Origin of the sequence: Burkholderia reimsis (genome assembly GCF_003294055.1) — a bacterium.
Classification (GTDB): domain Bacteria; phylum Pseudomonadota; class Gammaproteobacteria; order Burkholderiales; family Burkholderiaceae; genus Burkholderia; species Burkholderia cepacia.
Genome location: NZ_QMFZ01000043.1, coordinates 1 through 22503, shown reverse-complemented (window position 1 = coordinate 22503; position 22503 = coordinate 1). Strand labels below are relative to the sequence as shown.

The 22503-nt window shown below is 68.2% G+C and carries 21 protein-coding genes and 1 riboswitch; of the genes, 8 read left to right on the top strand and 13 right to left on the bottom strand.

Annotated elements, in window-relative coordinates:
• Positions 1-83 precede the first annotated feature (83 nt).
• Positions 84-986, bottom strand: a complete 903-nt coding sequence (locus DPV79_RS34460; RefSeq protein ID WP_113047508.1) for a LysR substrate-binding domain-containing protein — start codon at positions 984-986, stop codon at positions 84-86.
• 94 nt (positions 987-1080) lie between these two features.
• Here DPV79_RS34460 and DPV79_RS34455 point away from each other — a divergent pair, with 94 nt between their 5' ends.
• A complete protein-coding gene (locus DPV79_RS34455; protein WP_113047507.1) occupies positions 1081-2280 on the top strand; it encodes an MFS transporter in 1200 nt (399 codons plus the stop codon).
• A gap of 6 nt (positions 2281-2286) precedes the next feature.
• On the opposite strand, the gene cobJ is transcribed toward DPV79_RS34455, so the two are convergent.
• The 4 genes from cobJ to cobG are packed head-to-tail and all read right to left on the bottom strand — an operon-like array spanning position 2287 to position 6734.
• Positions 2287-4023 (bottom strand): precorrin-3B C(17)-methyltransferase, encoded by a 1737-nt coding sequence (gene cobJ, locus DPV79_RS34450; protein WP_113047506.1) that lies wholly within the window; start codon positions 4021-4023, stop codon positions 2287-2289.
• Positions 4020-4754 (bottom strand): precorrin-2 C(20)-methyltransferase, encoded by a 735-nt coding sequence (locus tag DPV79_RS34445; RefSeq protein WP_111940187.1) that lies wholly within the window; start codon positions 4752-4754, stop codon positions 4020-4022. Before DPV79_RS34445 ends, cobJ begins: the two co-directional genes overlap by 4 nt.
• Positions 4751-5377, bottom strand: coding sequence for a precorrin-8X methylmutase (locus DPV79_RS34440; RefSeq protein WP_027787410.1), 627 nt, complete (start codon positions 5375-5377; stop codon positions 4751-4753). The genes DPV79_RS34445 and DPV79_RS34440 overlap by 4 nt, the downstream gene beginning before the upstream one ends.
• Positions 5370-6734, bottom strand: coding sequence for a precorrin-3B synthase (gene cobG / locus DPV79_RS34435; RefSeq protein ID WP_279636634.1), 1365 nt, complete (start codon positions 6732-6734; stop codon positions 5370-5372). The genes DPV79_RS34440 and cobG overlap by 8 nt, the downstream gene beginning before the upstream one ends.
• 106 nt (positions 6735-6840) lie before the next feature.
• A riboswitch (cobalamin riboswitch) is annotated at positions 6841-7031 on the bottom strand.
• 142 nt (positions 7032-7173) lie between these two features.
• Between cobG and DPV79_RS34430 the strand changes: the two genes are divergently transcribed.
• From DPV79_RS34430 to cobM, 5 genes are all read left to right on the top strand, one after another.
• The gene (locus tag DPV79_RS34430) at positions 7174-7470 is read left to right on the top strand and encodes a hypothetical protein (protein WP_113047505.1); all 297 of its coding nucleotides are present in this window, start codon (positions 7174-7176) and stop codon (positions 7468-7470) included.
• 124 nt (positions 7471-7594) lie between these two features.
• Complete coding sequence (gene cbiE / locus DPV79_RS34425) at positions 7595-8857, top strand: precorrin-6y C5,15-methyltransferase (decarboxylating) subunit CbiE (RefSeq protein WP_113047525.1); 1263 nt, start codon at positions 7595-7597, stop codon at positions 8855-8857.
• On the top strand, positions 8857-9945 hold the full coding sequence (locus DPV79_RS34420) for a cobalt-precorrin-5B (C(1))-methyltransferase (protein WP_021163552.1): 1089 nt from the start codon (positions 8857-8859) through the stop codon (positions 9943-9945). Before cbiE ends, DPV79_RS34420 begins: the two co-directional genes overlap by 1 nt.
• Entirely contained in the window at positions 9942-10673 is a 732-nt protein-coding gene (locus DPV79_RS34415) for a cobalt-precorrin-6A reductase (RefSeq protein WP_113047504.1), read from the top strand. The genes DPV79_RS34420 and DPV79_RS34415 overlap by 4 nt, the downstream gene beginning before the upstream one ends.
• Before the next feature lie 43 nt (positions 10674-10716).
• Entirely contained in the window at positions 10717-11445 is a 729-nt protein-coding gene (gene cobM, locus DPV79_RS34410) for a precorrin-4 C(11)-methyltransferase (RefSeq protein WP_059653212.1), read from the top strand.
• Here cobM and DPV79_RS42880 read toward each other — a convergent pair whose 3' ends face one another.
• Positions 11446-11592, bottom strand: a complete 147-nt coding sequence (locus tag DPV79_RS42880) for a hypothetical protein (RefSeq protein WP_165843607.1) — start codon at positions 11590-11592, stop codon at positions 11446-11448.
• Between the two features lie 125 nt (positions 11593-11717).
• Between DPV79_RS42880 and DPV79_RS34405 the strand changes: the two genes are divergently transcribed.
• Positions 11718-12587: a hypothetical protein gene (locus DPV79_RS34405; protein ID WP_059623572.1), complete on the top strand. Its 870-nt coding sequence runs from the start codon at positions 11718-11720 to the stop codon at positions 12585-12587.
• 46 nt (positions 12588-12633) lie between these two features.
• On the opposite strand, the gene DPV79_RS34400 is transcribed toward DPV79_RS34405, so the two are convergent.
• Entirely contained in the window at positions 12634-13812 is a 1179-nt protein-coding gene (locus tag DPV79_RS34400; RefSeq protein WP_113047503.1) for an MFS transporter, read from the bottom strand.
• Positions 13813-13950: 138 nt separating this feature from the next.
• Here DPV79_RS34400 and DPV79_RS34395 point away from each other — a divergent pair, with 138 nt between their 5' ends.
• Positions 13951-14466 (top strand): MarR family winged helix-turn-helix transcriptional regulator, encoded by a 516-nt coding sequence (locus DPV79_RS34395; RefSeq protein WP_060056466.1) that lies wholly within the window; start codon positions 13951-13953, stop codon positions 14464-14466.
• A gap of 189 nt (positions 14467-14655) precedes the next feature.
• Here the strand turns inward: DPV79_RS34395 and DPV79_RS42320 are convergent, their stop codons facing one another.
• The 6 genes from DPV79_RS42320 to DPV79_RS34370 all read right to left on the bottom strand — a co-directional run.
• Positions 14656-15555 (bottom strand): hypothetical protein, encoded by a 900-nt coding sequence (locus DPV79_RS42320; protein WP_133295752.1) that lies wholly within the window; start codon positions 15553-15555, stop codon positions 14656-14658.
• A gap of 425 nt (positions 15556-15980) precedes the next feature.
• Entirely contained in the window at positions 15981-16709 is a 729-nt protein-coding gene (locus DPV79_RS34390; protein WP_113047502.1) for a hypothetical protein, read from the bottom strand.
• Entirely contained in the window at positions 16706-17137 is a 432-nt protein-coding gene (locus tag DPV79_RS34385) for a hypothetical protein (protein ID WP_113047501.1), read from the bottom strand. The genes DPV79_RS34390 and DPV79_RS34385 overlap by 4 nt, the downstream gene beginning before the upstream one ends.
• Before the next feature lie 424 nt (positions 17138-17561).
• Positions 17562-18266, bottom strand: coding sequence for a glutathione binding-like protein (locus tag DPV79_RS34380; RefSeq protein ID WP_059653429.1), 705 nt, complete (start codon positions 18264-18266; stop codon positions 17562-17564).
• 188 nt (positions 18267-18454) lie between these two features.
• Positions 18455-19579 (bottom strand): porin, encoded by a 1125-nt coding sequence (locus tag DPV79_RS34375; protein WP_113047500.1) that lies wholly within the window; start codon positions 19577-19579, stop codon positions 18455-18457.
• Between the two features lie 234 nt (positions 19580-19813).
• Positions 19814-22503: winged helix-turn-helix domain-containing protein (locus tag DPV79_RS34370; RefSeq protein ID WP_113047499.1), on the bottom strand; the 2690-nt coding region annotated here is incomplete at its 5' end.

The window sequence follows — 22503 nt, the reverse complement described above, 5'->3', positions numbered from 1 at the left end:
AACGTGATCGGTGTGGAAAAGGGTGTCGCGCAGCCGGAACACCGAAACCACGGGGAAGGTCGATCCGGATCGCTTGACTCGCGTCAAGCCGATGCGGGCTGCACAAGCGAGCGCGCGAGCGCGACGAAGCGTTCGACGCACGCCGACGCAAACGGCTCGCTCCACGACAGGATCTGCTCGACCGCGCGCGCGCTGGCAAGCGGCACGTACACGACACCCCGACGCTGCAGCGTCGCCGTGAAGCCCGGCACGATCGCGATGCCGCGTTCGGCGGCCACCAGCGACACGAGCGTCGTGATCTGTGCCGCGGTCGCGCCGATGCGCGGCGCGAATCCGGCCTGCGCGCACAGGTCGTCCAGTGCCGCGGCCAATGCCGAGCCGTAACCCGGCGGAAAAGTCACGAAGGTTTCGTTCGCCAGCGCCGCGACGTCGACGCTCGCGCGGCCCGCGAGCGCATTCCCGGCCGGCACGGCGGCCACGAGCGGTTCACGCGACACGACGAGCGACGCCACCGGCACGCCAGGCGCGTCGCCCCATGCCCAGCCGAAACCGATGTCCATCGTGCCGTCCGCGACCTGCCGGTGCTGGCTGGCGGTCGCCGCCTCGCGGAACGCGAATTCGACGTCGGGCATCGTCCGGCTCGCGGCGCGGATGACGTCCGGGAACGTGTCGGACATCGGAATGGCGCTCGCATAACCGATCACGATTCGTCCGGCGATGCCTTGCGCGAGCTTGCGCGCGCTCGCCTCGGCCTCGGCGGCCGCGCTGACGACGTTGCGCGCCTGTTCGAGGAACGCGGCGCCTGCCGGCGTCAGCCGCACCGCACGCGTCGAACGCTCGAACAGCTGCACGCCGAGCTCGCTTTCCAGCGCGGCGATATGGCGCGTGAGCGGCGGCTGCGCGACGCGCAGGCGCAATGCCGCGCGGCCGAAGTGCAGTTCGTCGGCGACGACCACGAAATAGCGGAGGCGGCGCAGGTCGAGCATTGTTGTCGTTCCGGTATCAATCGCGATGAAAACGGTATTGGCGTGCGCACGGCGCGCTCGTCAGACTGTCGGCATCGACGACCAGGCAGCTCCGATGAACGACAGGACCACGCGCATCGCGTTCTTTCTCTGCGGCTTCGCCGCGTTTCTCAATCTGTATTCGACGCAGGGCATCCTGCACGAACTCGCGGCCACCTTCGGCGTCAGCGCGGAGCGCGCGGGGCAGGGCGTGAGCGCCACCACGACGGCCGTCGCCATTATCGCGCCGTTCGTCGGCGTGCTGGCCGCGCGCATCGAGCGGCGCATCGCGATCTCGCTGGCCGCGATGGCCGTCGCGCTGCCGGTCGTGTGGTCCGCGCATGCGGCAGGTTTCGCGTCGTTTCTCGGCGCGCGCTTTGCCGCCGGCCTGGTCATGCCGTTCGTCTTCGCGCTGTCGATCGCGTACATCGCCGAGCGCTTCGATCGCGGCACGTCGGCCGAGATCAGCGCGCTGTTCGTCGCCGGCACGACGCTCGGCGGTTTCGCCGGCCGCTTCGCGACCAACCTGATGACGTCGATGTGGGGCTGGCGGCATGCGCTCGACGTCGTCGCGGCGCTGTGTCTCGTCACGGGCATCGCGATCTACGCGAGCCTGCCGGCGTCCGGCGCGATCGCGCGGTGTGTCGAACCCGACACGGAGGCGGGTGCGGGGCCGGCCTGGCGCATCGTCACGCGCGGGCCGCTGCTCGCGTCGTTCGCGATCGGCGCATGCGTGCTCGCGTCGCAGGTCGCGACGTTCACGTTCGTCGGCCTGCGCCTGGCCCGCGCGCCGTTCGGCTTCGGCACGGTCGGGATCGGCGCGATCTATGCGGTGTTCCTGGTGGCGGTGGTCGTGACGCCGCTGGCAGGGCGCCTCGCGCGGCATCGCGGCCCGCGCGCACCGGGGCTCGCCGCGGCCGCGCTCGCGATCGGCGGAGCGCTGCTCACGCTGTCCGACCACGTGCCGGTGATCCTGGCCGGCCTCGCGCTCAGCTCGACCGCCGTGTTCGTCGAACAGGCGTCGGCCAACACGTTCATTTCGCAGGCGGCGTCGAGCGCGCGCTCGACGGCGATCGGCATCTACCTGTCCTGTTATTACTTCGGTGGCAGCCTCGGCTCGATCCTGCCGGTGCCCGGCTGGCACCGCTGGGGATGGGCCGGCTGCGTCGCGTTCGTGGTCGTCGCGCAGGCCGTCGTCGGCGTGCTCGTGTACCGGTTCTGGGGGGCGGGCGGCACGGCGTATGCCCGCGCGCACGGCGTCAGGCCGGCGCGCTGACCGGGTTCAGCGATACCAGCGCGGCGTATAGACCCACTCGCGACCCTCGCCGATCGCGAAGCGGCGCGTGGTCGACGAGCCGACGATCACCATCGTGCGCATGTCGACCTGGTCGCTGCGCAATGCACCGAGCGTCGTCGTCGCGAGCGTCGCGCCCGGCCGGCCGATGTCGCGGCCCAGCACGACCACCGTATCGGCCGTGCGATGCGCGCGCACGACATCGAGCGCGCGATCGAGCTGCCACGGCCGCGCGCGCGAGATCGGGTTGTAGAACGCCATCACCAGATCGGCTTGCGCCGCATGCCGCAGGCGCGTCTCGATCACGTCCCACGGCTTCAGGTTGTCCGACAACGAGATCGCACAGAAATCGTGGCCGAGCGGCGCGCCGGCCTGGGCGGCCGTCGCGAGCGACGCCGAGATGCCGGGTTCCACGCGCAGGTCGACCGCGGCCCAGTGCGGGTCGCGCGCTTCGTCGAGTGCCTCGAGCACGGCCGCGGCCATCGCGAACACACCCGGGTCGCCGGACGACACGACCGCGACGCGCCGGCCCTCGGCCGCGAGTTCGAACGCATGGCGCGCGCGCTGCATCTCCTCGCGATTGTCGGTGCCGTGCACGCGCTGGTCGTCGCGGAACGGGCCGGCCATGTTCACGTAGGTGGTGTAGCCGAGGATGTCGGTCGCGTCCGCGAGCGCGGCGCGCGCGGCCGGCGTGAGCCACGCGGCGCCGCCCGGGCCGAGCCCGAGCACCGTCAGGCGGCCGCGCGCACGGCCGAGCGTGGCGGGATCGACCGGATGCGACGCGACCGCGCATGCGATGCCGTTCGTCGTGGCCCGCAGCGTGTGCACGACCCGCAACGCGCGGCCGAGCAGCGCGGCCGCATCGGCCGCATCGGCCGGTACGCCGCCGTCACCGTCGCCGTCGACGTCTGCATCGACGAAACGAAGCGGCACGTCGAGCGTGTGCGCCGCGTCCTCCAGCGCGGCATCGCCGATCGCCGCTGCGGGCGCCACGATGGCCGCGAGCGCCAACCGGGCGAGCCCCTGCGCGTCGAGCGACGCCGCGATGCGTGCCGCGAGCGCGCCATCCGCGTGAACAGCGTGCGCATCGACGCCCACCACCACGCTGCGCGGATGAATCACGAGCTCGTCATGCGTGCCGCGCCAGGCTTCGGGCGTCACGCGGATCGCATGCGCCGCGGCGGCGTCGCGCGGCAGCGCGACATCGTCGAGCCACGGCGCCGCGCCGTCGATGCGGGTCGACGCCCCCGCGAGCAGATCGGACACGAAGCGCTTGCCCTGGGCGAGATCGGCGAGCGCATAGCCTTCCGGCGGATTGAGCACGCACGCGCCGAAGCGCAGTTCGCCGCTCGTCGTGATCGCCGGCGCGACGCCGACGCAGGCGGCGATTTCACGCGCCATCACGTTGACGCCCGTCAGCCCGCCGAGCAGCGGCACGACCGCCGAACCGTCTTCCGCCACCGCGAGCACGGGCGGTTCGACGCCCTTGTCGGCAAGCGCGGGAGCGATGCAGCGGATCACGATGCCGGCCGCGCACAGCGCGACGATCGGCAGGCCGCGTGCATAGAGTTCGCGCAAGTGCGCGCCGAGATCGTCGAACGGCACGTCGGCGGCGACGCGCGATGCGAGGCCGTGCACGCGGGCCCCCGGATAACGCGCCTGGATGCGCCGCGCGGTATCGAGCGCGCCCGCGCCGAGGATCACGATCGCGGGCGGGGTCGTCATCCTTGCCATTTTTCCCCCGGCACGACGAGCAGCGAGAAATACGGCGACGCCATCGGATCGACTTCATCGAGCGGCACGATGCGCTGGCTCGCCATCGTCGCGCGCTCGACATACAGCGCGCGCTTCGCGAGCCCCAGCTCGTCGAGCACGCGCCGCACCTTGTCGAAATTGCGGCCGAGCTTCATCACGACGGCCGCATCAGCCTGCGCGAGCCGCGTGCGCAACTCGTGCTCGGGCAGCACGCCCGACAGCACCGACAGGCTCTGGTTGCGATAGACGAGCGGCTGGCCGAGCACGGCGGTGCCGCCGAGCATCGCGCATACGCCGGGGATCACCTCGGTGTCGTAGCGCGGCGCGAGGCGGTCGTGCAGGTACATGTACGAGCCGTAGAAAAACGGGTCGCCTTCGCAGATCACCGCGACGTCGCGCCCCGCATCGAGGTGCGCACCGACGACCGCGGCGGCCGTGTCGTAGAAGTCGGCGATCACCGTCTCGTAGCAGAGCGGCGGCGGCAGTGCCTCGGTCGTCACCGGATAGACGAGCGGCAGTTGCGTCTGCCCGTCCCGCAGGTGCGCCTCGACGATGCCGTATGCATTGCCTTTCTTGCCCTTCGCGACGAAATACGCGACCACGGGCGCGGCCTGCAGCACGCGCAGCGCCTTGATCGTCATCAGTTCGGGATCGCCGGGGCCGACGCCGACCCCGAACAGGCGTCCGCGCGCGGTCGTCATTCGACCTCCGTCGCGAGTGCGTTGACCGCCGCAGCGGCCATCGCGCTGCCGCCTCGGCGGCCGAGCAGCGTGACGTAGGGGACGCCGCGGCTGTCGGCATCGAGCAGCGCCTTCGATTCGGCCGCACCGATGAAGCCGACCGGGAAACCGAGGATCAGGGCGGGGCGCGGCGCGCCGGCGTCGATCATGTCGAGCAGGTGGAACAGCGCGGTCGGCGCATTGCCGATCACGACGACGCTGCCGGCGAGCTGCGGACGCCACAGTTCGAGCGCGGCGGCCGAACGCGTGTTGCCGAGATCCCGCGCGAGATCGGGCACTTCCGGCTCGCCGAGCGTGCAGATCACGCGGTTGCCGGCCGGCAGCCGCGCGCGCGTGATGCCTTCGGCGACCATGCGCGCGTCGCACAGGATCGGCGCGCCGGCCGCGAGCGCCGTGCGGCCCGCCGTGCCGGCGCCGGCCGAGAAGCGCAGGTCGTAGACGACGTCGACCATCCCGCACGCATGGATCACGCGCACCGCGAGTTTCTCGAGGTCGGGCGGAACCTGCGACAGGTCGGCCTCGGCGCGGATCGTCGCGAACGACTGGCGGTAGATTTCCTGCCCGTCGCGAATGTAGTCAAGCATCGGTGGTGTCCTGGCTGTGCCGCATGCCCGTCAGTCGGGCCGCGGCCTGGTCAATCGTCAGATGGCGCGCGAGCGGGGCGCCGAGGCCCGCGGCCGCATCGCGCCGGTAAAGGTCGTAGTGCGCGGGCGCAACCGCGACGAGCGTGTGCGTCGCGGGATGCGGCAGCGCGCAATGGCGCTCGCAGCCGGTCAGGTGCACGTCGGCCGCATGGCCGATGCGCGCGGCGAGCGCGAGCGCGTCGTGTTTCGTGTCGGCGCGCGCCTTCGCGCAGCCCGCGCTGCCGGTGCACGCGACGAGCGACGCCAGCGGGTCGGACGACGCGCAGACGAGGCCGAGCGACGCCAGCGCATCGAGCGTGGCCGGCGCGCGTTCACGCGGGACGCGATGCATGAACACGCCTTGCCAGGGCGTCATCGACAGCGTGCCGTCGCCGTCGGTTTCGGCCAGCGCGGCGAGCCGTTCCAGTTGCGTGGCGTCGAGCCGGCCGAGCGGGAATTGCGCGCCGACGTGGCAGCGCGCGGCATCTCGCGACGGGTGTACGCCGAAACGCAGCGCCGGATCGGTGCGCGCGCGACGCCAGCCGGCGAGCGCCGGATCGGCCGCAAGCGCGAACGGCACATAGTGCCGCGCGCGCTCGAGCAGCGCGCGTTCGCCGCAGGTCGCGAGCAGGGCACGCATCCGCGTGACGTCCGCCGGTGCGAGATCGAGGAACGCGAGCAGCAGCGCGCGGACCAGTGCGACACCTTGATCGGGCGCGACATCGACCGAGGCCGGTCGGGCGTCGTGCGCGACCGGCGGGCAGCCGGCCAGCCCGGCCGCGATGCGCACCGCACCGTCGCCGCGACGCCACGCGGCCAGCCAGATGTCGTGCGGATGATCGAGCGCCGCAACCGATTCGCCGCCGTCGAGCTGGATCGAGAATTTCGGCGACAGTTCGCCACGGCGCGGCTCGCGCGCCAGCATGTCGAGGAGCGGCGCGGCGAGCGCGCGGCTGTCGACGAGGGCGGCGGGGTCGTCGCCGGCGAGCGGGCTGAGCATCACGTTGCGGACGTCGTCGCTCGCGGCGAGCGCGGCGGTATCGGCGACGGCATCCTCGGTTGCGTCGACGGACGGGCCGAGGCCCGCGTCGAGCAACGCGCGTATCAGCGCGTCGGCCGCGTCGGCGCGAATGCCGCGCAGCTGGAGATTCGCGCGATTGGTCGCGTCGATCGCGCCGGAGCCACAGGCACGCGCGGCGGCGGCGATCGCGCGCGCCTGACGCGCATCGAGCCGGCCGCCCGGCAGCTTGATCCGGCACAGCCCGCCGTCGGCGGCCGTGACCACGCGCACGAGCCCCGGGCAAGCCGACGGGCGCACGACGGGCGACGCAGGAATCGAATCGGGGGCGGAACTCACGGGGTACGGGGGCAGTGTCGCGCCGCGGCCAACGCGTCGGTACACCCCGCCCGACGCCGACTGGCACGCACGCACTTTCTGGCCGGCAGGTCTCCTGGCTGACAGGTCGGCGCCGGCTCCCGGCCTTCCCGGTGAAACCAGTGGCATGAGGGGGAGATCGGCTCGCTGTCTACAGTTGCGGGGGCAGCCACAGCGGCGCGTGGTGCGCCCTGTGTTCCCTCTTCGGCCCCGAAGGGCACCGGCGAACGAACGGCCGTAGGATACCCGATTTTCGCGACGATCCGGCATCGGCGGTGCGTCGCGCAACGGCGTCGCAGCATGGCCGCAGACGGTTTTGCGCTGTCTCGCAAATGGTAGGATTGGCGCCTCGACATCAGATCGGCGAGCGCCGGCATCCGCCATGAAACTCGGCAGGACGGAACTGTTCGGCATGGGCATCGCACTGGGCCTGCTGGCCATCCCCGCATGGGTCCTGCTCGCATGCGTGCTGATCCCGCTTGCACCGTCGGCCGAGTGGCCGAAGAATGTCGGGCTCGCCGGCCTCGGCGTGCCGATCGTCGCGGGCGGCACGCTCCTGTACAGGAAAAGCGGGGCGCAGCCGCTCATGTGGCTGCTGCTCGGCTGGCTGCTGATCGCGTCGATCGGCGGCATGGTTCTGGCCTTGCTGACGTTTGTCGTCGGCGTGCCGCTCGGCTGACGTCGTGGCCGTGTCGCACCGGCCGTCGGGCGACGCGCACGCCATGGAAACGAATCAACGCGCGGCGCTCCGGCAGCCGCGCATCGCAACAAACGGGATGGAATCGAACGATGGGGAAGGGTGCATGACGGCGTGGCTGACGGTAGTGGGCATCGGCGACGACGGTTACGCGGGGCTCGGCCGCAGCGCGCGCCGCGCGCTGCTCGACGCGACGCTCGTCGTCGGCGCGAAGCGGCATCTCGACATGCTGCCCGCACGGCTGCCGGCCGCGCGCGAAGCGTGGCCGTCGCCGTTCGACCTTGCGGGCGTGCTTGCACGGCGCATGTCGCCCGTCTGCGTGCTCGCCAGCGGCGACCCGATGCTGTTCGGCGTCGGCGCCACGCTCGCGCGCTCGCTGTCCCCTGACGAATGGCGCGTGCTGCCCGCGCCGTCGTCGCTGTCGCTGGCGGCCGCCCGCCTCGGCTGGGCACTGCAGGATGTCGGCGCGGTTTCGCTCGTCGGCCGTCCGCTTGCGGCGCTCGCGCGCCACCTGCTGCCGGGCCGCCGCCTGTTCGTGCTGAGCGCCGACGGCCGGACGCCGGCCGCCGTCGCGGCCGAACTCGTCGCACGCGGCTTCGGGCCGACGCGCATCAGCGTGTTCGAGCATCTGGGCGGCCCGCTCGAGCGGCGTCTCGACGGGCTCGCGCAGGACTGGCGCGTCGCCGAAACGGCCGCGCTCAATCTGGTCGCACTCGACTGCCGGGCCGGCCCCGACGCGCCGCGCCGCGCACTCACGCCCGGCCTGCCCGACGATGCATACCGCCACGACGGCCAGCTCACCAAGCGCGACCTGCGCGCGATGACGCTCGGCCGCCTCGCGCCCGTGCCCGGCGAGCTGCTGTGGGACGTCGGCGCCGGCAGCGGCTCGATCGGCATCGAATGGATGCGCGCGCATCCGTCATGCCAGGCGATCGCGATCGAAGCGCATGCGGAGCGGCAGCGCTTCATCGAGCACAACCGCGACGCGCTCGGCGTGCCGGGCCTGCAACTCGTCGCGGGCCGCGCGCCCGAGGCGCTCGCGGGGCTCGCCGCACCCGACGCGATCTTCATCGGCGGCGGGGCGACCGCGGCCGGCGTGCTCGACGCGTGCTGGGCATCGCTGAAGCCCGGCGGCCGGCTGGTCGCGAACGCGGTCACGCTGCAGGGCGAGCTGGCGCTCGCCGCATGGCGCGAGACACATGGCGGCACGCTCACGCGCGTGTCGCTCGCGCATGCCGAGCCGCTCGGCCGCTTCGACACGTGGCGCCAGCCGCTGCCGGTCACGCTGTACGACGTGCGCAAGCCGGCCACGGTCGACACGGCCGACACGGCGGCATCGCCGGCCACGACGCATACGACGGACGCGTGATGCGCGACGAGACCCCCGAACAGCCCGCGCCGCTACGCTTCGGCTACACGACCGGCAGTTGCGCGACCGCGACGTCGCTCGCCGCCGCGCGGCTGCTGCTCGCGGGGCGCGCGGACGATGCGGTCGAGATCGTGCTGCCGAAGGGGCAGCGCGTGATGATGCGGCTCGAGTTCTGCCGGACGACGGCCGACGGCGCGGAAGCCGGCACGATCAAGGATGCCGGCGACGATCCGGACGTCACGCACGGCGCGCTGATCTTCGCGCGTGTCGCGCTCGCGGCGGCGCCCGGCGTGCGTTTTCACGCGGGGCCGGGCGTCGGCACGGTCACGCGCGCGGGGCTGACGCTGCCGGTCGGCGAACCGGCGATCAACCCGGTGCCGCGCCAGATGATGACGACGCACCTGGAAGCGCTCGCGGCCGAGCACGGTTATGCGGGCGGCTTCGACGTGACGATCGGCGTCGAGGGCGGCGAGGCGCTCGCGCTGAAGACGATGAACCCGCGCCTCGGTATCGTCGGCGGGTTGTCGATCCTCGGCACGACCGGCATCGTGCGGCCGTTCTCGTGCTCGGCCTATATCGCGTCGATCCACCAGGGCATCGACGTCGCGCGGGCGAACGGCATCACGCATATCGCCGCGTGCACGGGTAACGCAAGCGAGGATGCGATGCGTGCGCACTACCACCTGCCCGACATGGCGCTGATCGAGATGGGCGATTTCGCGGGCGCGGTGCTCAAGCACCTGCGGCGCGCGCCGGTCGCGCGGCTGTCGATGTGCGGCGGCTTCGGCAAGCTCAGCAAGCTCGCGGCCGGCCATCTCGACCTGCACAGCCGCCATTCGAGCATCGACCTGCCGCTGCTCGCGCAGTGGGCGGCCGAGGCCGGCGCCAGCGACGCACTGCAGGCGGCGATGCGCGCCGCGAACACGAGCCAGGAAGCGCTGAAGCTCGCGCACGCCGACGGTGTGCCGCTCGGCGATCTCGTCTGTGCGCACGCGCTGCGCGTCGCGCGCGACATCGTGCCGCCGTCGGTAGCGGTCGAGATGTTCGCGATCGACCGGCAGGGCCGCTTCGTCGGGGCAGCGCGATGAGCGCGCGCATCCTGCTGCTCGGCGGTACCGGCGACGCACTGAAGATCGCGCGCGCGCTCGGCCCGCATCATGTCTATAGTCTCGCCGGCCTCGGCAAGACGCCCGACGACCTGCGCTGCGACGTGCGGGTCGGCGGTTTCGGCGGCGCGGCCGGGCTGGCCGCGTATCTGCGCGACGCCGGCATCGGCCTCGTGATCGACGCGACGCATCCGTATGCCGCGCAAATCAGTGCGAATGCCGCCGCCGCGGCGCGTGAAGCGGGCGTGCCGCTGTGGGCGCTGCGCCGCGCGCCGTGGTCGCCGCAACCCGGCGATGACTGGCGCATGGTCGACGACTGGGCCGGCATCGAAGCCGCGCTCGCGCCGTTCCGGCGGCCGCTGTTCACGCTCGGGCGCGAACCGCTCGCACATCTCGACGCGATCCCGCCGCACCAGTTCTGGCTCGTGCGCTGCCTCGACCCGCATCCCGGCAACGCGCGTGCGCAGGTCGTCGCCGCGCGCGGGCCGTTCACGCTGGAGGGCGAGCGCGCGCTGTTCGCGCTGGCGGGCATCGACGTCGTCGTCAGCAAGAACAGCGGTGGCGCGGCCACCGAAGCCAAGCTCGACGTCGCGCGAGAACGCAGGCTGCCGGTCGTGATGCTGCGCCGGCCGCCGCTGCCCGACGCCGACCGCGCGTTCGACTCGACCGCGGCGCTCATCGACGCGCTCGATCCGGCCGCGCGCGCATGACGCCGCGCGGCCGGTCATCCCATGAATTGACGGAGATTTTTCGATGACGGTGTATTTCATCGGCGCGGGCCCCGGCGACCCGGAGCTGATCACGGTGAAGGGCCAGCGCCTCGTGCGCACGTGCCCGGTGATCCTGTATGCGGGTTCGCTGGTGCCGGCCGCCGTGCTCGACGGCCATCGCGCGGAGCAGGTCGTCAACACGGCCGAGCTCGACCTCGATGCCATCGTCGCGCTACTCGCCGCCGCGCACGCGAAAGGGCAGGACGTCGCGCGCGTGCATTCGGGCGACCCGTCGCTGTACGGCGCGATCGGCGAGCAGATCCGCCGTCTCAAGACACTCGGGATTCCGTACGAAATCGTGCCCGGCGTGACGGCCACGGCCGCATGCGCGGCGACGCTCGGCGTCGAGCTGACGCTGCCCGGCGTCGCACAGACGGTGATCCTCACGCGCTTTGCGGGCAAGACGACGATGCCGGAAGGCGAAGCGCTCGGCTCGCTCGCCGCGCACCGCGCAACGCTCGCGATCCATCTCGGCGTGCGCCATCTCGCCCGCATCGTCGACGAAGTGCTGCCGCATTACGGCGCCGATTGCCCGGTCGCGGTGATCTATCGCGCGAGCTGGCCGGACGAAGAACGCGTGACCGGCACGCTCGCCGACATCGTCGGCAAGGTGCAGGGCACGCAGATCGAGCGCACCGCGCTGATCCTGATCGGGCGCGTGCTCGACGCCGAAGGGTTTGCGGATTCGACGTTGTACGCGAGTGAGGGTTGATCACGCAGGGGCACGGCGTTCGCGCAGGTGCGTGCAGAGCGCCGCGTCGATCGTGATCGCATCGCCGGCGAAGTAGATCGGTGCTGCCGATTCGCCGAGGATCAGGATCGACGCGGCTATGCCGACGACGGGGATCAGGTTGAGCACGACCACGCTCCAGTACGATGCGTTGTCGCGTGCGCCGCGAACGTAGCTTCCGCGTCAGGGTCGACGATTTGCGTTCGGTATCGCGCATGCCGTCGCGCCGCAGTCAATCACAAGGACATTGCTGAATGAATCACGGTATTCGATCGGTCATTTTCGGCCTGGCGGGATTGACGTCCGCTTTGCTGGCGGTATCCGCAGCGCAAGCCACCGCCGAAGCAAACGAAGCCCGCGCCATACCGTTCGTCGAGGTCGCGAAAGCCGCCGTGCCCGATCGCGACTGGATACCCAGGGTCTGCCAACTGGTTTCGGCACCCTGCGGTACGGCAGGCCAGCCAAGCGACGCAAGCAAGGCGCCGTCGCTGTACCGGGTCAGGAACGACGCGCCCGGCAATTACTATGCGATCCTGCCCGGCCCGCAGTTGCTGAAGGTGAGCTTTGCGTCCGCCACCGGCTGGAAAGTCCTGCAGCGGTGGGATTTCTCCGACTACCAGCCCGCCGACCGCGTCGACGGCGATGGCGAGGCGCCACCGCTCGGGATCTACCCGGCGCTGTACCCGCTCGGCAGCGAGCGCTTCGCGGTCGCGGTGCTGGCCGGATGGTCCGAAAGCTATTCGGGCGGCGGCGGAAGCTGGGAAAATGCCGACTTCGTCGAACTGCGGCCGAATGGCGGGCATGCGGGCACGCCACGGATATCGAAGCTGCCGTTCAGTTGCGACAAGCAGATTCGCGCATGCTTTTCCGAACGCGAGTACCAGCACTCGCCGCATTGCAGCGAAGACTTCGACGGCTCGCTGCGGCTGCGCTTCGTGCCCGGTGCGAGTGCCGGCAAGCTCGACTGGATCGCTACCTGGAAAGAGACGCATTGGCCGGGGCTGAAGCCGAAAAGCACGACCGAGCACACGTCGGTTTCCGTGACGTTGCCGGCAGGGCAGGATCCGGTTGCCGCCGGCAAGGCGCTGCGCGACAAGGTGTCTTTCTGCGAGCCGGTCAACTGAGCGGCGGCCGCAGCCGAGCGGCAACGGCCGTGTTCCCCGGCCCGCGCTAGGCACGCGCAAAACGCCGCGCGAGCCGCGGCGCAAACCCCGCGGCCAGCGCGAACAGCGCGACACACAGGCAGGCCATCGCGACCCACGCAGGCGTCAGGTCCGCGAGATGCTGGCGCACGATGCCGGCCGCGAACGGAAACAGCCCGGCGATCAGGTAGCCGATGCCCTGCACGAACCCCGTCAGCGATGCGGCATCGGCCGGCGTCGCCGCATGGTCGACCGTGACGATCAGCGACAGCGGAAACAGCGCGCCGATCCCCGCGCCCATCAGCAGCGCGGCGGGCAACGCGAGCGCTTCGGGCGCGGCCAGCATCACCAGCAAGCCGACGAACAGCGACGCGATCGCCGCATGCAGCGCGGGCCGGCGATCGGGCAGGCGGTCGATCGTCGCCGAGATCGTCAGCCCCGCGACGACCTCCGCGAGCGTCACGCCGCCGAGCAGGCTGCCGGCCGCCGTCGGCGACCAGCCGAGCCGCATGTAGTAGGGCGGCAGCCACGCGAGCACGAGCGTGTACGCGCCGGTCGCGATGCCGAAGAACAGCGCGAGCCGCCACGCGCGCGGCGAGCGCGACGGCCGCGCATGCGTTGCCGACGCCGGCCCGGCGGCAAGCATGTTGCCGCCGCGGCTGGCCAGCGGCCACGCCAGCGCGGCCACCGCGGCCGGCAGCGCCCAGCCCGCGAGCGCGGCGAGCCAGCCCCAGCGGGCCGCGGCGAACGGCGCGACGACGCTCGCGAGCACGGCACCGCCCATGATCGACGTCGAATAGACGCCCATCGCGCCGCCGATCCGCGTCGCGAAATGGGCCTTCACGAAGCCGGGCAGCAGCGCCTGCACCATCGCGATCCCGACACCCGCGCAGCAGGCGCTCGCGAGCAGCAGCCACGCGTGCTGCGCGCCGATGCGCGACACGCACGCCAGCCCGATCAGCGCGACGCCGAGCCACACACCGCCCGCGATGCCGGTCACGCGCTGCAGGCGCCGCGCACTCAGCGCGCCGAGCCCCATCAGCAGGATCGGGATCGTCGTCAGCAGGCTGGCCGCGCCGTCGCCGATGCCGGTCGCGCGCTGGATCATGTCGAGCAGCGGGCCGACCGCGGCGAGCGCCGGCCGCAGGTTCAGCCCGACGAGCACGATGGCGGCGAGCCGCCATCCGGGGGAAGTGAAGCGATTCATCGCAAGGCCCTCGAAATCGGTGCGCGGCCCCGGAAGGGCGCCGCGCGATTTTCATGTAAAGTATCTCGACATCAAGATAAACGCCGATTTATCTCGACGTCAAGATAACTAGTGGGCCGAGGAGGGTTAATGGATCAGGTGGATCGAGCCGCGCATGCGCTCGCGCAATGGCGTAACGAGCGTCCGGATCTCGACGCGTCGTCGATGGTGGTGATGGGGCGGTTGCAGGAAGCGGCGCTCGTGATCGCGCGCGACCGCCTCAATCCGCTGTTCGCGCGCTACGGGATGCAGCCGGGCGAATTCGACGTACTCGCGACGCTGCGGCGCGGCGGTGCGCCGTTCGCGCTGACGCCGACGGCGCTGTATGACGCGCTGATGATGTCGTCGGGCGGGATGACCGCGCGCATCGACCGGCTGCAGAAGGCCGGCTGGGTCGAGCGCCGGCCGAACCCGGCCGACGGGCGCGGCACGCTCGTCGCGCTGACCGACGCCGGTCGTGCGCTGATCGACGAAGCGGTCGTCGCGCACATCGACAACCAGCGCCAGTTGCTGGCCGTGTTGTCGGATGATGAGCAGGCGCAGTTGTCGCGACTGTTGGAGAAGCTGCTGGCGGGGGTGGGGGGCGGGGCGTCAGGAGAGCCGGAAGGAAAGTAGCGCCGCGGAATTCGTCACGCAAATGCACGCTGCGGGCAAAAGCACGGTTCTGCGTGAATTTTCGTGGATGTCGCTTGGCGACCCGAAGGCGTCTATCGACTTCAAAAATCTAGTGGCGGGTCTGCGAACCTCTCTGGCCGTTCGCTGCGACCGACGAGCACGAGATAATGTCCCAAAACCAGCGAGCCCCTAATCGGTCAGCGCGCGAAGGATTTCTGCTGATTTGCTTAATCCAAGTGAATCATTTATCAGATTGGCGACTGTCTGAAGTAGATCAGTTTCGGATTGAAACATACTGGCAAGCGCGACAATCTCATCTTTGTGTCCAATTGCCATTGCGTTCATAATTGCCCGTGCAACACTGATTGCGGCTTGATTGCTTGCCGTCAAATTTCCTACGAATTTGCAATTGTGAGTCACTCGTCGTGCGACGAAGCTAAGTCCGTAGATAAATTGATTGGAAAGTTCACCCGTGTTTTGGACCCAGTACTGCGCAACGGCCGACAAATCAAGTGCGCCAGCAGTAACTTTCCCCAAAAACGTTGCGCCTGCTCTTCCACCAATTTCCCCTTTCTCATCGCAGCGCCCTGGGTCCGATCGGTATATCGAGCAGAATTTAGAGTGATGATCTACGAATGACAGATCGCACATACCAGCGAGTTCAATCTCTTGTTCAAACATAAATTCAAGACAGAAATCACCATTGTAGTAGTCAATATTGCTTGAACTATCAAAGCGCCACGGCCCGTCGTGTAATTGTGGATCGTAGGGCGTCAAAAGACCGGCGTAATCCTGATCCGTGATTAAGATGCGACAAGCAGCTGGTTGATAATCAATGGCCTCTACCCAATAATATCTTTTCCTCTCAACCAAATCGCGAAAATTAAAATCAAATCGCACGTTTCCGTATCTGTACCCATTTGACCAGTAATTCGGCGACGCCCATGACACCAAAGTTCGGCTCTTGTTCAACCGTGAATGATCAAAAACGAGCCCTGGCTTTATCTTGCCATCTCGGATTATGTTTATCGCAGCATCCAGATGTGCGACGTGCCCAACTGCATCAAATTTCTGGCAATCTGTATTCACCCAGTTTTTCCGGGTCGATGGTGTACCAACGCGGTACTTACTCCACTCAGGCAAGATTGGCTCCCAAAAAATAATTCGACAATTAATTATAAGCGCAAGTCACCATCTATCATGTAGCCACTAAAGGAGCGGCACCCCAATGATACGTCGCTTGCATAAGGAGCGAAGGCTGATTCCTCTATTACCGATCGTCCGCCGTACGGGAAATTCACGGTTTGTGCAAGCAACATCTTAGACTCTCCAAAAAAACAGTGACCGAGCACGCTGTTCGGCAACCGTCGACGGGCCGTACGGTCTCGAAGTGCTGCGGCCGCTTGTTGACTCTTGGCAGCCAGCACCTAATTGGTCGTTACAGCCATTTGCGATTACAGGCGACCATTAGACCGCGAGAATTCGCGGTGAGCCCAGACAAGAACTCGCTCGTCCTATTCGGCCCAAGCAGTAGAGTAGTTGCGCGAAACGCAATACTGGTAGACTTCCTCGAAGGTATGAATCCCTTGGCGCGTCATATCGGCGTGAATCGAGCCAAGAATAATAACTCCATTCGTGATGTCCAACGCTCTACTCGGATTATAAACGACACTATCGATATGGGAAAATTCCACTTTAGAAAAATCTTCTATACGCGCGCCCGTAAACTCACAATGAGCAATTCCAAATGCACCAATCCTTTCTTTCTTAAGATCCGACCGTCTTGCGTTGATTTCTTCAAAAAATATTTCCTTCAGATCTCTAACCCCCGGGGCGAGCAAAATTTGCCTATAAAGGTTTAAGGCAATTGTCAAATATTGTCTTGTTTTGCCACTTCTCGTCGCTATTCTGGCGTCAAGAATCGCTGCTAAAGACGGCCCCGAAATGTGATCGTATCCGTCAATAGAAACAACTTCTGACTTGGGCAGGAGGCCAGGAATTCCTTGGTAGACAAGTGCTCTTTCCAAACCTGAGTTCCCTGTTCTGATAATGCTTGCAATTCCATTTACTTTTATGTAGGGAATGCCATTCACGCAAATCTTTGTATTTGCATACAAAGCGTTGGCGATCACCTCCACATTACCCCTATCTAGCTGATCTATCGTGGCCTGAGAAATTTCATTAATAATGAATGGGTCGGAAAGTGCATTTAGATCGTAATATCTAACAGAAAGATTGCTCATGCCTTTCCCGTCATTTTTTTGTAAAGCACGTTTATCGCTTGACTAACTTCATCAAGACTATAGTCTTGAGCCGATCCTTCTTGGCTCGCTTTCTCTTTCTGCCGATCAATCGAGGCATCAGGATGAAACTCCTTCTGCATCTTGCCCATCCAAGATTTGGCCGAGTCCTTGTCAACAAAACATTTTCTACTGATGCCTAGTTCGTTGTTAAACTTAGGATCATAGTTAAGAAGCATGAAAGCTTTCATATGCTTTCCGGACTTAAAGAAGCCTGCTTCCATTGAGGAAAACAGGAACTTTCTCAGCGCGAGTAAATCTTCTGGCGAATCAACACGCAAGAACTTAAACTTAGTCAGAGATTGGCTGATGTTATCAAACTCTTCGGTAAGAGTTTTCTCGCTTAACTCAAGCCACGTGTCGGCGCTCATTAATGCTCCCTCGAAAAGTGACAAAAATCTGTTTTGAAACTGCCCGCGCCGTTGATCTCAAGCCCTTGTGCGATCTGCGGAGATCTAGTTAGCGGGCGATTTTCCACCCCAAGACTTGCATAGTATTACCACAACCGTGTTCTTTTTTAACACAAAGTGGAGTGAGATTACGGGGGTGTCCCGATGCATCCTAAGTCGCCAAGAGTCAATTTTAGAAGATTGACTGACTGCTGTAGCGCTTCCAAGAGGCGTTCCGGCGTCCGTCTCAAACATCTGGCCACCGGCCGAAAATGGCCGAACACCGACCGTCTCCCCAGCATTCCCCGGAAAATCGCAATGCCTCCCGAAAGCCCGCCGCCCAATGCAGCGAGCGTTTCAAGTCCGCAGCCACGCGGGCCGCACAACGCGCGACCCGCCCAGCCGCTCAGCCCCGCGCCGGAATATTGAGCCCACGCGCAACAGCCGGACGCGCAACAAACGCATCGAGCACCCGCTTGACGTTGCGGAATTCACTGAAGCCGACCAGATCGCCCGCTTCATAGAAACCAACAAGATTTCGCACCCACGGGAAGATCGCGATGTCGGCGATCGTGTAGGTATCGCCCATCACCCACTGGCGGTTCGCGAGATGCGCGTCGAGCACGCCGAGCAGGCGCTTCGACTCGTCGACGTAGCGGTCGCGCGGGCGCTTGTCCTCGTAGTCGCGGCCGGCGAACTTGTGGAAGAAGCCGACCTGGCCGAACATCGGCCCGATGCCGCCCATCTGGAACATCACCCACTGGATCGTCTCGTAGCGGCCCGCGAGATCCTTCGGGATCAACTGGCCCGTCTTGTCCGCGAGATAGATCAGGATCGCACCCGATTCGAACAGCGGCAGCGGCTTGCCGTCGGGGCCGTCCGGATCGATGATCGCCGGGATCTTGTTGTTCGGGTTCAGCGACAGGAACGCGGGCGAGAACTGGTCGTTCGTGTCGAAGCGCACGAGGTGCGGCTCGTACGGCAGGCCGGTTTCCTCGAGCATGATCGACACCTTGACGCCGTTCGGCGTCGGCAGCGAGTAGAGCTGGAGACGGTCGGGATGCTGGGCCGGCCACTTTTGCGTGATCGGGAAGGCGGACAGATCGGGCATGAAGGTTCGCTCGTCGAAGTGAATGACTTGCGCACCGTCCTTGCTGCCGCGCGCCACGGTCGATGGCGCGGCGGCGGGACGGCGCGCGCCGAAAACGCCCACTGTAGCCGATCCCGGCGATCGATGCTGGCGGCGGCCGCCGAGGGTCCCCAATGGCGGCCGCACGTCCGCCACATGCCCCGCAGCCATCAAAAGTTGTGCCGCAGCCCGACCATCGCGGCCGTCGTGCCGACGCCCGGCGCGACCGGTTGCCCGTACACGAGCATCTGGTCCATCGTGCCTCGGTTGTTCACGTGGCCGACCTGCGCATAGACCGTCGTGCGCTTCGACAGGCTGTAGTCGGCCGCGAGCACGACCGACGTCGACTTGTTCGCCGAGACGTTGCGATCCTTCAGGTAATACACGGCCGAGCTCACCTGAAGGAAAGGCGTGAAGCGATAGCCGATGCCGGCCGACAGCATGTCGAGGTTCACCTTGTCCGCATGCGACGGATTCCGGCCGTTGCCGTACGACGCCGACACCGAGAAGTCGCGGATCGTGTATTTCGCGCCGACGTAGACGAAGCGGTTGTTGTCGACGCCGGTCGGCGCGACACCCGGCGCCGGGTTCGTGTCGTGCCCGTTGTAGTACACGGCCGACGCGGTCAGCCCGTAGTTCGCATACCTGAGCACGACCGATTCGCGCGTGCCGCCCTGGAACTGCCCGGCCGCGCCGCCCGGCGCGTATTCGAGCGCGATCGACGCGCCTGCGAACACCGGCGACTGGTAGACGAGCGCATTGCTGTCGTACAGCGCGCCGATCGCGCCGTTGGTGCTCGTCCCGGGCCAGCCGGCCGCCGTGTTCAGGCCGAGCCACGCGGTCAGCACGCTGCCGAAGAACTGCGCGTTGCGCACGTCGGTGTCGGCCATCGCATAGATCATCGGCACGATCTGGCGGCCGGCCGTGAAGGTGCCGAACGGGCCCGACACGCCGAGCGACGCGACCTGGTTGAAGATCGCGACGGCGCCGGGCGTATCGCTCAGCTGCAGCTTGCCGGTGCCGCTGTCGAACGAACCCTGCAGCTTGAAGTTGACCTTGTAGCCGCCGCCGATGTCCTCGCTGCCCTTGATGCCCCAGAAGCTCGAGTAGATGCCGCCGTCCTTCATGCGGAACACCTTGCCCGTATTCGGCGCGGTGGGGCTGAACGACGCCGCCGACGTGCTCTGGTACAGCAGGCCCGTGTCGACCACGCCGTAGAGCGTGACGGAGGATTGCGCGTGCGCGAGCGCCGAACAGCCGGCAAGCGCCGCGAGCGCGGCCAGTTTCGTCTTCATGAAGTCTCCAGGGTCGTATTGGACCGGACGGGATCGAGCCCGTCCGGGTGAAGCGGGGAAGCAACGAGGCGGGCGGGAAGACGTGACAGGCGGCGCCCGCGTGAGCCATGCGGAAAGACTACGCAACGGCGGGCGGCCGCTCCCCCCCATGCGCGGGGGGCAGGGTTGCGGAGAATCGCGGGAGGTGGAGGTGGAGGTGAAGGCGGGGGCGCCGCCCGATCAGCGGAACCGGCGTTACGGCGCGCTTTCGAGCAGGCCGAGCACCAGCGCGCGGCGCACCGCATGCTTGCGCGAGCTGGCGTCGAGCTTGCCGAACAGGTTCTTCAGGTGCCACTTCACGGTTTCCTCGCCGACGGCGAGCGCCACCGCGATCTCCTTGTTCGACAGGTTGCGCGCGAGCAGCTCGAGAATCGCGCGCTCCTTCGGCGTCAAGACGACGCTCGGCACCGCGCGCGGGCTGGCCGCGCCGCGCGGGGCGGGCGGCACGATGCGCGGCGGCGGCAGTGCGTGGCGCGCGGGGCCGGCGCCGGCGGCCGCTTCGTCGCCGGCGCGGCGTGCCCAGTCGGCGATGGCCGGATGCGCGTCGGCGAGCGTGCGCGTGAGCCCGAACAGCTCCGCGAGGTTCATCGCCTCGTCGAGCAGCGCGCGGCCGCCGCCCCCGGACTGTTCGCGCGCGAACGCGCCGAGCGCCATGATCTCGATGCGCGCCTGCCCCATGCTCATTTCACGGGCCAGCACCGCCGCTTCGTCGAGCGCCGCGCGCGCGTCGTCCCAGCGGCGCGCGGCCAGCGCCGCACCCGCATGCGCGCTCGCCTGCAGCAGCACGACCGGGCGCCGCCACAACGGCCCGTGCGACGGAAACTCGGCGGCCGCGATCGCATCGATCCGCTCGACGAGCGCATGGCAGGTCGCCTCGCGATAACGCGCCGCGTGAATGCGCACCTGTTCGGCGAGGCTCGCGACCGACAGGCGCGGCAGGCGGCGCGCGACGCCCATCGCGTCGAGCGCTTCGAGCAGGTCGATCGCGCGGTGCTCGACGCCGCGCAGCAGCGCGATGCGCGCGGCGGTGCGATAGCCGAGCAGCACGGTATCGGGCGTGCCCGCATGTTCGAGCACGTCGAGCCGGTTCGCGAGCAACGCGGCGGCCTGGTCGACGCGGTCGGCCTCGTACGCGAGCGCCGCGCACATCGCCGCGAGCATGCAGGTGAGCGGATGGCGGCGCCCGAGATCGGCTTCCGCGCGTGCCAGCGCCGGCGACAACGTGTCGTCGGCCAGCCGGACCTGGCCTTCGCGCAGGTAGCTCAGGCCCGTGATCAGCTCGCCCCAGCGCGCGACGTAGCCGAACCCGGCCGCCGTCTCGCCGCGCGGCGCGGCGTGCTGGAAGCGGCGCGCCTGCGCTGGTTCGCCGACGATGATCGCGCGCGCCGACAACCGGTTCGCGTGCATTTGCGCGAGCCAGGTCGCCGCCGGCGGCGTGAAGTCGGCCCACGGTTCGAACAGCTCGACGAAACGGTCGATTTCGTCGGCGTAATACGCGGCCGCGCTGAGGATCAGTGCGCATTCGTAGCGCATCGCCGCGGGCGTGCCGGCGTCGGCGAGGATGCCCGCGATCTGGCGCTGCGCCTCGACGTGGCGCTCGCCGAGCGCCAGTGCCCACGCGACCGCGATGCGCAGCGTCGGGCGCTTGTCGAGCTCCGCGTCGGGCAGCAGCGCGAGCCAGTCGAGCACGTCGTTGATGCGGCCCTGCTTGATCGCATCCTCGAGGCAGCGCTGCGCGAGCGCGTACGCCACCTCGAACTGGCCGGCCGCATACGCGTGGCGCGCGGCTTCCTCGGTCATCCCGTGCGCGTCGAGCCAGGCGGCCGCACGCGCATGCAATGCGTTGCGCCCGGCGTCCGCGGCCAGGCGGTCGCGCAGCGTGTCGCGCACGAGAGGATGCAGGCGGCACCAGTCCGAATCGTCCGACGCGATGAACAGCGGCGTGTCGCGGGCGAGCCGCGCGAGACGGCCAGGCGCGTCCGCGTCGTCGAGCAGCGCGGCGCACAGCGACGGATGCAGGCGATCGGCGACGCTCGTGCGGATCAGGAACGCCGTGTCGTCGGCCGACAGGTTCGCGAGCAGCAGCTCGACGAGGCGGTCACGCGTGCCGTCCACGCGGGCGGCGAGCGCGTCGACCGCCTGGCGCGGATCGGCCGAGCGCGCCATCGCGGCCATCGCGAGCTGCAGGCCGAGCGGCCAGCCGTCGACGCGTTCGAACAGCCGCGCGCACGCGTCGGCATCGACCCGCTGCGCAAAACGCGCGCCGACCAGCGCGATCGTCTCGTCGAGCGTGAAGCGCAGCCAGTCGGGGCCCGCGAGCGTGCATTGCCCGCCGGCGAGCAGGTCGCCGGCCGTGTGGTCGAGGCCGCGCCGCGCAGCGACGACGACATGCAGGTTTTGCGGCGCATTGTGCAGCACGTAGGTCAGCGCCTCGAGGCCGGCCGGCGGCAACCGCTCCGCATCGTCGACGATCAGGAGCGCGTCGATCGACAGTTGCGCGACCTCGGCCAGCCAGGCGGTCACGCCCTCGAGCGCACGCGCCGCGTCGGCCGCGCCGGGCGGGATCAGGCGCCCGAAGCCGGGCCGGGCGCAACCGGTCCGCACCGCCTGCACGAGCCCCTGCAGCAACCGGGGCGCATCGTCGCGCTCGTCGGCCGACAGCCACACGACCGCGCGGCCGAGCGCGAGGGTCTCGCGGCGCCATTGCGCGAGCAGCGACGTCTTGCCGTAACCGGCTGGCGCCTGCACGAGCGTGACCGGCCGGCCGTCGAAAGCGGGCGACGCGAGGCTCAGCCGCGCGCGGGCCAGCAACTGCGCCGGCAAGCGCGGCGCGGTCGTCTTCAGGACCAGTTCGGTGGGAGGCGCGTCGGCGCGAGCGGGTGGGT